At 71.7% G+C, this 9,616-nt stretch carries 10 protein-coding genes; 5 read left to right on the forward strand and 5 right to left on the reverse strand.

From position 1 onward, the window contains the following. From VN520_RS23895 to VN520_RS23915, 5 genes are all read left to right on the forward strand, one after another. Positions 1-937, forward strand: a 937-nt coding sequence (locus tag VN520_RS23895) for a GDP-mannose 4,6-dehydratase (protein WP_325748989.1), incomplete at its 5' end; no start/stop codon positions are given. Positions 938-976: 39 nt separating this feature from the next. Continuing rightward, positions 977-1,690 (forward strand): nucleotidyltransferase family protein, encoded by a 714-nt coding sequence (locus VN520_RS23900; protein WP_325748990.1) that lies wholly within the window; start codon positions 977-979, stop codon positions 1,688-1,690. A 7-nt stretch (positions 1,691-1,697) separates the two neighbouring features. Next, the gene (locus VN520_RS23905) at positions 1,698-2,624 is read left to right on the forward strand and encodes an NAD(P)-dependent oxidoreductase (protein ID WP_325748991.1); all 927 of its coding nucleotides are present in this window, start codon (positions 1,698-1,700) and stop codon (positions 2,622-2,624) included. Further along, entirely contained in the window at positions 2,621-3,283 is a 663-nt protein-coding gene (locus VN520_RS23910; protein ID WP_325748992.1) for a spherulation-specific family 4 protein, read from the forward strand. The genes VN520_RS23905 and VN520_RS23910 overlap by 4 nt, the downstream gene beginning before the upstream one ends. Continuing rightward, positions 3,280-4,107 (forward strand): endo alpha-1,4 polygalactosaminidase, encoded by an 828-nt coding sequence (locus VN520_RS23915; RefSeq protein ID WP_325748993.1) that lies wholly within the window; start codon positions 3,280-3,282, stop codon positions 4,105-4,107. Before VN520_RS23910 ends, VN520_RS23915 begins: the two co-directional genes overlap by 4 nt. 177 nt (positions 4,108-4,284) lie before the next feature. Here VN520_RS23915 and hydA read toward each other — a convergent pair whose 3' ends face one another. From hydA to VN520_RS23940, 5 genes are all read right to left on the reverse strand, one after another. Beyond that, the gene (gene hydA / locus VN520_RS23920) at positions 4,285-5,682 is read right to left on the reverse strand and encodes a dihydropyrimidinase (protein WP_325748994.1); all 1,398 of its coding nucleotides are present in this window, start codon (positions 5,680-5,682) and stop codon (positions 4,285-4,287) included. A gap of 110 nt (positions 5,683-5,792) precedes the next feature. Further along, complete coding sequence (locus tag VN520_RS23925; protein WP_325748995.1) at positions 5,793-7,076, reverse strand: aspartate aminotransferase family protein; 1,284 nt, start codon at positions 7,074-7,076, stop codon at positions 5,793-5,795. Then, positions 7,073-7,915, reverse strand: coding sequence for a nitrilase-related carbon-nitrogen hydrolase (locus VN520_RS23930; RefSeq protein ID WP_325748996.1), 843 nt, complete (start codon positions 7,913-7,915; stop codon positions 7,073-7,075). The genes VN520_RS23925 and VN520_RS23930 overlap by 4 nt, the downstream gene beginning before the upstream one ends. A gap of 137 nt (positions 7,916-8,052) precedes the next feature. Then, positions 8,053-9,081: a serine hydrolase domain-containing protein gene (locus tag VN520_RS23935; protein WP_325748997.1), complete on the reverse strand. Its 1,029-nt coding sequence runs from the start codon at positions 9,079-9,081 to the stop codon at positions 8,053-8,055. A 4-nt stretch (positions 9,082-9,085) separates the two neighbouring features. Then, positions 9,086-9,616 (reverse strand): DUF6895 family protein (locus VN520_RS23940; protein WP_414719929.1); only part of this gene is annotated, 531 nt, incomplete at its 5' end.

Genomic DNA, 9,616 nt, shown 5'->3' on the forward strand with positions numbered 1-9,616 from the left:
GGCGCTCGTCGCCTCCGGGCACCGGGTGAGGGCCATGGCGCAGTACAACTCCTTCTCCTCGTACGGCTGGCTGGAGACCCTCTCCCCCGATGTCCTCGGCCAGGTCGAGATCGTCCTCGGAGACGTCCGGGACCCGGGCTCGGTCCGCCATCTCGTCGAAGGGGCCGACAGCGTCTACCACCTGGCCGCCCTCATCGCCATCCCGTACTCCTACCGGGCGCCCCACAGCTACGTGGACACCAATGTCACCGGCACACTGAACGTGCTGGAGGCGGTGCGGGCCGCGGGCACACCGCGGCTGGTGCACACCTCCACCAGCGAGACCTACGGCACCGCGCAGACCGTGCCGATCACCGAGGACCACCCCATCAACACCCAGTCGCCGTACGCGGCTTCGAAGGCGGGCGGGGACCGGCTGGCCGACAGCTACCATGCCAGTTTCGACACCCCGGTGGTGACGCTGCGGCCGTTCAACACCTTCGGGCCGCGGCAGTCCATGCGGGCCGTGATCCCGACCGTCATCGGGCAGGTCGCGGCCGGGGAGCGGACCATCACCCTCGGCGACCTGCGTCCCACCCGTGACTTCACCTTCGTCGAGGACACCGCGCAGGCGTTCCTGGCGGTCGGCTCCGCGCCCGCCGAGCAGGTCGTGGGCCGCACCTTCAACGCCGGGACCGGCGGCGAGATCTCCGTCGGCGACCTGGTCGCCCTCATCGGCAAGGTGATGGACACCGCCCTCGACGTCCGCGAGGACACGCAGCGGCTGCGGCCCGCGAACTCCGAGGTGATGCGACTGGTCGCGGACGCCGGCCGACTGCGCGCGGCGACCGGCTGGAGCCCGGCGCACACCCTGGAGGAAGGACTCGCCCGCACGGTGGAGTTCTTCCGCGAACCGGCCAACCTCGCCCGCTACAAGACCGGCATCTACAACATCTGAATCCGACCACGTCCGGCACGTCGAGCAAGGGGGAAGACCATGCACGCAGTGATCCTGGCCGGAGGCAAGGGCGTCCGGCTGCGGCCCTACACCACGGCCCTGCCCAAGCCGCTGGTGCCCATCGGCGACCAGCACGCCATCCTGGAGATCGTCCTGCGCCAGCTCGCCTCGGCCGGCTTCACCGGCTGCACCATCGCCATAGGCCATCTCGGCGAGATCATCCGGGCCTACGTCGGCGACGGCTCCCAGTGGGGCCTGTCGGTCGACTACTCCACCGAGGACTCCCCGCTGGGGACCATGGGCCCGCTGCTGACGATGCGGGAGCGGCTTCCGGAGCACTTCCTCGTGATGAACGGAGACATCCTCACCGACCTCGACTACGCCGACGTCCTCCACCGCCACCAGGTCTCCGGAGCACCTCTGACGATCGCCACGTACGCGCGCCAGGTACGCATCGACTTCGGGGTGCTGACCACCGACGCGAGCAGGGTCGTCGGTTTCACCGAGAAGCCGAGCATGGACTACCGCGTTTCCATGGGGGTGTACGGGCTGACCCGGTCCACACTCGACGGGTACACCGCCGGGCTGCCGCTGGGCTTCGACGAGCTGGTGCTGGACCTGCTGGGTTCCGGCAACCCGCCGCACGCCTACGACTTCGACGGCTACTGGCTGGACATCGGCCGCCCCGACGACTACGACCGTGCCAACGCGGAGTTCACCAGCCGCAAGTCCCTGCTGCTCAAGGGAGCCTGAGCACCGTATGCGCATTCTCGTCCTGGGTTCCACCGGCTATCTGGGGGCCCACGTCGCCGAGCGGCTCGGCGCCCTCCGGGGCGCGCGGGTCCTCGCCGGCGGCCGGTCCCCCGCCGCCGGCGTACCCGTCGACCTCGCCACCGACTCCACCGACCGGCTCGCGAAGACCCTGGCGTCGGTGGCGCCGGACGTCGTGGTCAACTGCGCCGGTGCGACCGGGGGCGACCCGGTGGCGCTGGCGGAGGCCAACGCCCGGGGGCCGGCCGTCCTGTGCGCGGCGATGGCCCTGGCCTGTCCCTCGGTCCGGCTGATCCATCTCGGTTCGGCAGCCGAGTACGGCCCGGGGGCCGGCCGGGTCCCGACACCGGAGTCGGCGGCCACCCACCCGCTCAGCGTCTACGGGGCCACGAAACTGGCCGGCACGATCACCGTCTCGGCCTGCGGCCTGGACGCGCTCGTCCTGCGGGTCGGCAATCCGGTGGGGCCCGGGGCACCGCCCGCCGGGCTGCCCGGCCGGGTCACCCGGCTGTTGCGCGAGGCGGGTCCGGACCCGGACGCGGTGCTCCGCCTCGGGGACCTGTCGGCCTACCGCGACTTCGTCGACGTACGCGACGTGGCACGGGCGGTGGAGCGGGCGGTGACCGCGCCCGGGCCACTGCCGCGCGTGCTCAACATCAGCGGCGGCGAGGCCGTCCCGGTGCGCCGTCTGGTGCGCACGCTCGCGGACATCGCGCACTTCGGCGGACGCATCGAGGAACAGGGCGCCGGCTCGGCCCGCTCGGAGCAGGTGTCCTGGCAGTGTTCCGACATCTCCGCCGCCCGGACCGCCCTCGACTGGCACCCCTCGTACACGCTCCGGGAGTCCCTGGCGGCGCTGTGGTCGGCCGGCGCCCGCCCTCCGTCCCCGCACGAGGAAAGCGGGCTGCCGTCGTGAGCCTGCTGATCCCGCTGTACGTCCACCCGGCCGTGGACCCGGGCGCCTGGCACCGGCTCATCACGGCGGCCGACCGCACCTGCGCGGTCGTGCTCAATCCCGCGGACGGGCCGGGCCGCGGCCCCGATCCCGCCTTCGTCTCCGCGGCGGGCGCACTGCGCGGAGCGGGCGCCCGGCTGCTCGGCTACGTGGACACCGACTACGGCGCCCGGCCCGCTGCGGATGTCACCGCCGACGCCGCCCGGCACCGGGAGTGGTACGCGACCGACGGCTGTTTCCTGGACCGGGTGAGCGCGGCCGGGGGCGCGCTGCCCGCCTACCGGAAGCTGGTGCGCGCGCTGCGCCGGCAGGGCGCCTCGCCCGTGGTCCTCAACCCGGGCGTGCACCCGGCCCCCGGCTATGCCCGGATCGCCGATCTCCTGGTCACGTTCGAGGGCCCCTGGTCCACCTATGTGTCGGCGTTCAGCAGGCCCGACTGGACGACGCGCCGTTCGCCCGACCGCTTCTGCCACCTGGTGTACGGCGTGCCCGAGGCGCTGGCCCCGCTGGCCGTGCGCACCGCCCGCGAGCGTGGCGCCGCCGTCTCCGGGCCGGTGACCGGGGAGCCGCCCAACCCGTGGTCCCGGCTGACGCCGGTGCTGACCGGAGCGGAGCGGTGAGGCACGGAGGCCGGGCGTGGGCGGCCCTGCTGACCGTACTGGTGGTCTCGGTGACGACCGCGCTGACCGGTTGTTCCGGTACGGGCGGCGGCAGGGGCACGGCGCCGGGCGGACCGCGGGAGGAGCGGTGGCAGCCCCGGCCGGGGCTGGCCTGGCAGTGGCAGCTCGACGGGAAGGTCGACGCCGCGGCGGCCGACGTGCCGGTCTACGACATCGACGGCTTCGAGAACGACGCTGCGGACGTCGCCCGGCTGCACCGCGCCGGCCGCAAGGTGATCTGCTACATCAACGTGGGCGCCTGGGAGGACTACCGGCCCGACAAGGACGCCTTCCCCCGCTCGGTGCTGGGCGGGCCGAACGGCTGGCAGGGAGAGCGCTGGCTCGACATCCGGCGGATCTCCCTGCTGCGGCCGATCATGGAACGGCGGTTCGACATGTGCCGGGAGAAGGGATTCGACGCGGTGGAGCCCGACCTGGTGGAGGGGTACAGCCATGAGACCGGCTTCCCGCTCACCGCGCGGGACCAGCTGAGGTACAACCGCATGATCGCCGGTATCGCCCACGCACGCGGCCTGGCGGTGGGCCTGAAGAACGACCTGCCGCAGATCCCGCAGCTGGTGGACGACTTCGACTTCGCGGTCAACGAGCAGTGCGCGCAGTACGCCGAGTGCGCGCGGCTCACACCGTTCGTCAAGGCCGGCAAAGCGGTCTTCCACGTCGAGTACACCGTGCCGGCCCACCGCTTCTGCCCCGGCTCCCGCAAGCTGGGGCTCTCCTCCATGCGTAAGAAGTGGGAGCTGGACGCCTGGCGCACGGCCTGCTGAACAGCGGGGCCGGGGCTCGGCAGGGCCCGGGGAGCATCCGGTTCACGGCGTGCGACGCGGCCGGGGCGGGACCCGCCTGCTCCGAAGGCGCACCGCCTGCGGCCGCCCGGTCAGGAACCGGCTCCTCGGCCGCTTCCGCCCGGCCACTGCGGGGCGCGGCCCGAGCGCGCCCCGCACTCACAGGTACTGGCACACACCCCTGGGCACATAAGCCCCGTGCCCCGCACGTCCCACATACGCGCCGTTCTCGATCACCGGGACCCCGCGCGACAGGACCGTCCCGGCCCGCCCGGTGATCCGCCTGCCCTCGTACGCCGAATAGTCGACGTTCATGTGGTGCGTCCCGGCGGACAGCACCTGCTGGGCGTGCGGGTCGTACACGACGATGTCCGCGTCCGTGCCCGGCGCGATCGTCCCCTTCCTCGGGTAGAGGCCGAACATCCGGGCCGGTGCGGCGCACGCGATCTCGATCCAGCGGCGGCGGGAGATGTGCCCGTCCACCACCGCCTGGTGCAGCAGGTCCATCCGGTGCTCCACGCCCGGCATGCCGTTGGGAATCTTCGAGAAGTCGCCGATGCCCATGTCCTTCTGGCCCTTGAAACAGAACGGGCAGTGGTCCGTCGAGACGACCTGCAGGTCATCGGTCCGCAGCCCCCGCCACAATGCCGCCTGGTGCTCCTTGGGCCGAAGTGGCGTCGAACAGACGTACTTGGCACCCTCGAAGCCCGGCTCGGCCAGGTTGTCGGTGGACAGGAAGAGGTACTGCGGACACGTCTCGCCGAACACCGGCAGTCCCTCGTCACGGGCCCGCGTCAGTTCCGCGAGGGCTTCCCGGGCGGAGACGTGGACGACGTAGACGGGGGCGCCGGCGACCTGGCTCAGCCGGATCACGCGGTGTGTCGCTTCGGCTTCCAGGAGAGCCCTGCGCACCTCCCCGTGATATCTCGGGTCACGCTCTCCTCGTGCGAGGGCCTGCTCCACGAGGACATCGATGGCGATGCCGTTCTCGGCGTGCATCATGACCAGACCGCCGTTGGTGCCCGCGCGCTGCATGGCGCGGAGGATCTGGCCGTCATCCGAGTAGAACACTCCGGGATAGGCGGTGAAGAGCTTGAACGAGGTCACGCCGGCCTCGACCAACGCGTCCATCTGCTTGAGGGACGACTCGTTCACGTCGGACATGATCATGTGGAAGCCGTAGTCGACGGCACATCTGCCGTCGGCTTTCCCGTGCCACGTGTCGAGCCCTTCCCGGAGCGAGCCGCCCTTCGGCTGGATGGCGAAGTCGATGACCGTGGTGGTCCCTCCCCAGGCGGCCGCCCGGGTCCCCGTCTCGAAGGTGTCGCAGGACATGGTCCCGCCGAACGGCATCTCCATGTGCGTGTGCGCGTCGACACCGCCCGGGATGACGTACTTCCCCGTGGCGTCGATCCTGCGGTCGGCGTTCCAGCCCGCCGCGGCGTCGGTGCCGTGGGCGGCGAGTGCGGCGATGCGCCCGCCCTCGATGAGTACGTCGGCGTGGATCTCGTCGGACGCGGTGACGACGAGGCCGCCGTGGATGACGGTGCGGCTCATGTACCCCTCCTCGCGGTGGCGGATCTGGACTGCGCGGGTGGACCGGGTGCGTGATGACGTACGGGGGCGGGCTGCCCCGCGGCGGTGCCGCTGCCGCGGGGCGGCCCGTCTCAGGTTGCCGCGTCCAGTGCCTCGCCGAGGATCTCCGCGCCCTCCTCGGCCTCGGCGACGGTCAGGGACAGGGGTGGCGCGATCCGCAGGACGCTGGTGTTGTGGCCGCCGCCCTTCCCGATGAGCAGACCGCCCGCCCGGGCGGCTTCGAGTACGGCCGCCGCGGCGTCCGGGTCGGCGTCGTCGGTGCCCGGCTTCACCAGCTCGATGCCGATCATGAGCCCTCTGCCGCGCACCTCGCGTACGGCAGGCGAGCCCGCGCCGACCGCCCGGAGCCGCTCGATGAGGAGACCGCCGACCCGCCGGGCGTTGCCCTGGAGGTCGTGCTCCAGCAGGTACGAGAGATTGGCGAGGCCTGCTGCCATGGTGACCGGGGATCCGCCGAAGGTCGAGATGGAGTTGGCGTCCAGGCAGTTCATGACGTCGGCGCGGGCGACGACCCCGCCGATCGACATGCCGTTGCCGATGCCCTTGGCGAACGTGAGGATGTCCGGCGGGCCGTTCTGCGCATGGGCCTGCCAGCCCCAGAAGTGGTCGCCCGTCCGCCCCCAGCCGGTCTGCACCTCGTCGGAGATCCACAGGATGCCGTGCCGGTCGAGGACCTCACGGAAGGCGGCGTACAGCCCGTCGGGCGGCGCGGTGAAACCGCCGACCCCCTGCACGGGTTCGGCGATCAGCGCCGCGGCGCCCCTGGTGTGCCCGAGCAGATCCTCCAGATCGGCCACGCATGCCTTGATGAACCGTTCGTCGCTCAGTTCCGCGTACGGTCCCCGGCTGCGGACCCCGCCGTGGACGTACAGCGTCTGCAGGGGCGAGAGACTCGTGGTCGACCAGGACCTGTTGCCCGTGATGGACACGGCCGAGAACGACCTGCCGTGGTAGCTGTTGCGCATCGCCAGGATCTGGTTCGACCCGCGGTGGGCGGTGGCGAGCAGCAGGGCGGCGTCGTTGGCCTCGGTGCCCGAGGTCGTGAAGAAGACCCGGGCGTCGGGGATGCCGGAGAGCGCGGCGACCCGCTCGGCGAGCTCGACCATCGGGCGGTTGAGGTAGAGCGTCGAGGAGTGGATGAGCCGGCCGGCCTGCTCGGAGACCGCCTTGGCCACCTCGGGCAGGGCGTGCGCGGTCATCGTGGTGAGGATGCCGCCGAAGAAGTCGAGGTAGCGGTTGCCGTCCGCGTCCCAGACATGGCGCCCCTCGCCGTGGGTGAGTTCCAGGGGGTGCCGGTAGTAGAGCGTCAGCCACTCGGGGCTGACGGCCAGGTGCCGCTCGTGCAGTCCGGTCACGGCTGCACCAGCCCGTCGTACGCGTCCGGCCTGCGGTCCCGGTAGAACGCCCACTGTTGTCGGACCTGCTCGATCAGCCCGAAGTCCAGGTCCCGTACGACGAGTTCCTCTTCCTTGTCGCTCGCGACGTCACCGACGAACTGCCCGCGCGGGTCGACGAAGTAGCTGGTGCCGTAGAAGTCGTTGTCGCCGTACTCCTCCTGGCCGACACGGTTGATCGCGGCGACGAAGTACTCGTTGGCGACGGCGGACGCGGGTTGCTCCAGCTGCCACAGATAGCCGGAGAGGCCCCGTGACGTGGCGGACGGGTTGTAGACCAGCTGTGCGCCGTTGAGCCCGAGTTGGCGCCACCCTTCCGGGAAGTGCCGGTCGTAGCAGATGTAGACGCCGACCTTGCCGACGGCGGTGTCGAAGACCGGCCAGCCGACGTTGCCGGGCTTGAAGTAGTACTTCTCCCAGAAGCCCTTGACCTGCGGGATGTGGTGCTTGCGGTACTTGCCGAGGTAGGAGCCGTCGGCGTCGATCACCGCCGCGGTGTTGTAGTAGAAGCCGGACCGCTCGACCTCGAAGACCGGCACGACGATCACCATGCCCGTCTCCCGGGCCAGCTCCCGCATACGCCGGACCGTCGGTCCGTCCGGCACGGGTTCGGCCCAGCGGTAGTGCTCGGGCTCCTGGACCTGGCAGAAGTAGGGGGCGTTGAACACTTCCTGGAAACCGATGATCTCCGCACCCTGCCGGGCGGCCTCACGCGCGTGTTCCTCGTGTTTGACGATCATGGATTCGGTGTCGCCGGTCCAGGTCGCCTGGACGAGTGCGGCGCGCACGACGTGGGACATGAGCTGCTCCTTCGACGCGGCGTCAGAGAGCCTCTTCGTTCTCTACGCCCGTAGACACGGTGCACAGGAGGAGAACGTAAGCCCCGTCACACAACGGGGCAAGACCATCGCCGTGAACCGGTGGAGCCGATCATGTTTCACACCCGAGCGGTCCACACCTTTTCGCGGGGTGCGGCGTCCAGCCCGCACAGAGCGCCGTACGCGGACTGGATGAAGGGGGCCAGCGGGGTGGGAGCCGTGTTCGTCAGGGCCGCGAGGCCCGTGCCGGAGCCGGGGAGGAAACCCGCGAAGGCGGTGAAGCCGCGGGTCCCTCCGGAGTGGTGGAGCAGCGCGCCGCCCGGGCGCGGGCGGAGGTTCCAGACGAGGCACAGCCGGGAGCCTGTTCTCGGCACGCTGAGCCGGGGCCGCTGCACCTCTGCCAGCGCGGTGCGCAGCACGGGGTCCGGGGCGGTCTCCGGGTCCAGGAGCGCGGCCAGGACGCGCAGCAGGTCCCGGGCGCTGGACCGCACGGCTCCCGCAGCGACCAGTCCTGGCATCAGCAGGGCGGGGCGCGGACGGCCGTGCCAGTGCCCCGTCGCCTGGGGGCGGCCGGCATCGCAGTCCGTGTCGGCGAGGCCGAGCGGGCCGGTGACGCGCTCGGCGAGCAGGGCGGGGTAGTCGCCTCCGGTGCCGCCTGCCGCCCTGGCGAGTACGTGGCCCAGCAGGCCGCCGCCGAAGTTGGAGTACAGCACGCGGGTGCCGGGGCGGTGGCGCAGCCGGGTGCGGCGCAGCGAGGCCAGCAGGTCGTCCTCGGAGAAACCCGCGTACGGGTTGCTGAGCCATCCGCTGCGCAGGGCCCGGGCGAGCAGTCCCGGGGGGAGGCGGGGCAGGCCGGAGGTGTGGGTGGCGAGGTGGAGGAGGGTGAGGGGCGGGCCGGGGAGCCGGAAGGGGAGGTAGCGGTCGACGCGGTCGCCGTAGCCGGCCTCGCCCCGGGCCGTCAGCTCGGCGAGCAGCAGCGCCGTGAAGGTCTTGGTCAGCGAGCCCGTCTCGAACCGGGTGCTTTCCTCCACCGGGCCGCTGCAGAGCACCGCACGCTCCTCGCCCCGCACGGCCGCGACCGCCGCCCCCGGCCCCCGGGCGGACGCCAGGAGAGGCCGGAGGTGCGTGGCCAGTGGCGCCCCCGTCACGGCCTCACCGCCGCCCCTGCGCGCGGGCGAGTGCGATGGAGCCGGCCACGGCCGTGACGACGACCGTGTGCTGATGGTCCGTGAACCTGCGCTGGGGGTCGTCGTCGACCGGATCGCTGTCACGGGGCACGAAACCGTCCTCGTGCTGGAGGCCGGCGATCGCCTCCCAGTCCTCCGGCGGGCAGTACGGCTCCTCGAGTGAGGCACCGACGATGAGCAGCTCCGTGACGAGGTCCCACTGCCCCACCTCGCGCCAGACGTCGATCCACACCGGGAGCCAGTCGTGCAGGTAGGAGGCGAGTTCGGGCGGCAGTCCGCTCGGGTTGCCGCCCCAGTCGGTGAGGTGGAAGACGGTGTGGGTCATCGCGTAGGCCGTGATCCAGTTGACCGCCCACGGTTCCGGCCTCGCACCGAGCCACGTGGCACCGGCCAGCGTCCTCATGTCCTCGGCGTGTTCCAGCCCCACGACCCGGGCCGCGTTGGCGACGGCGAGCCGGCGGTTCGGCAGCACCTCGGCGCTGTTCACCGAGCGCAT

Origin of the sequence: Streptomyces sp. (assembly GCF_035563135.1) — a bacterium.
GTDB lineage: Bacteria > Actinomycetota > Actinomycetes > Streptomycetales > Streptomycetaceae > Streptomyces.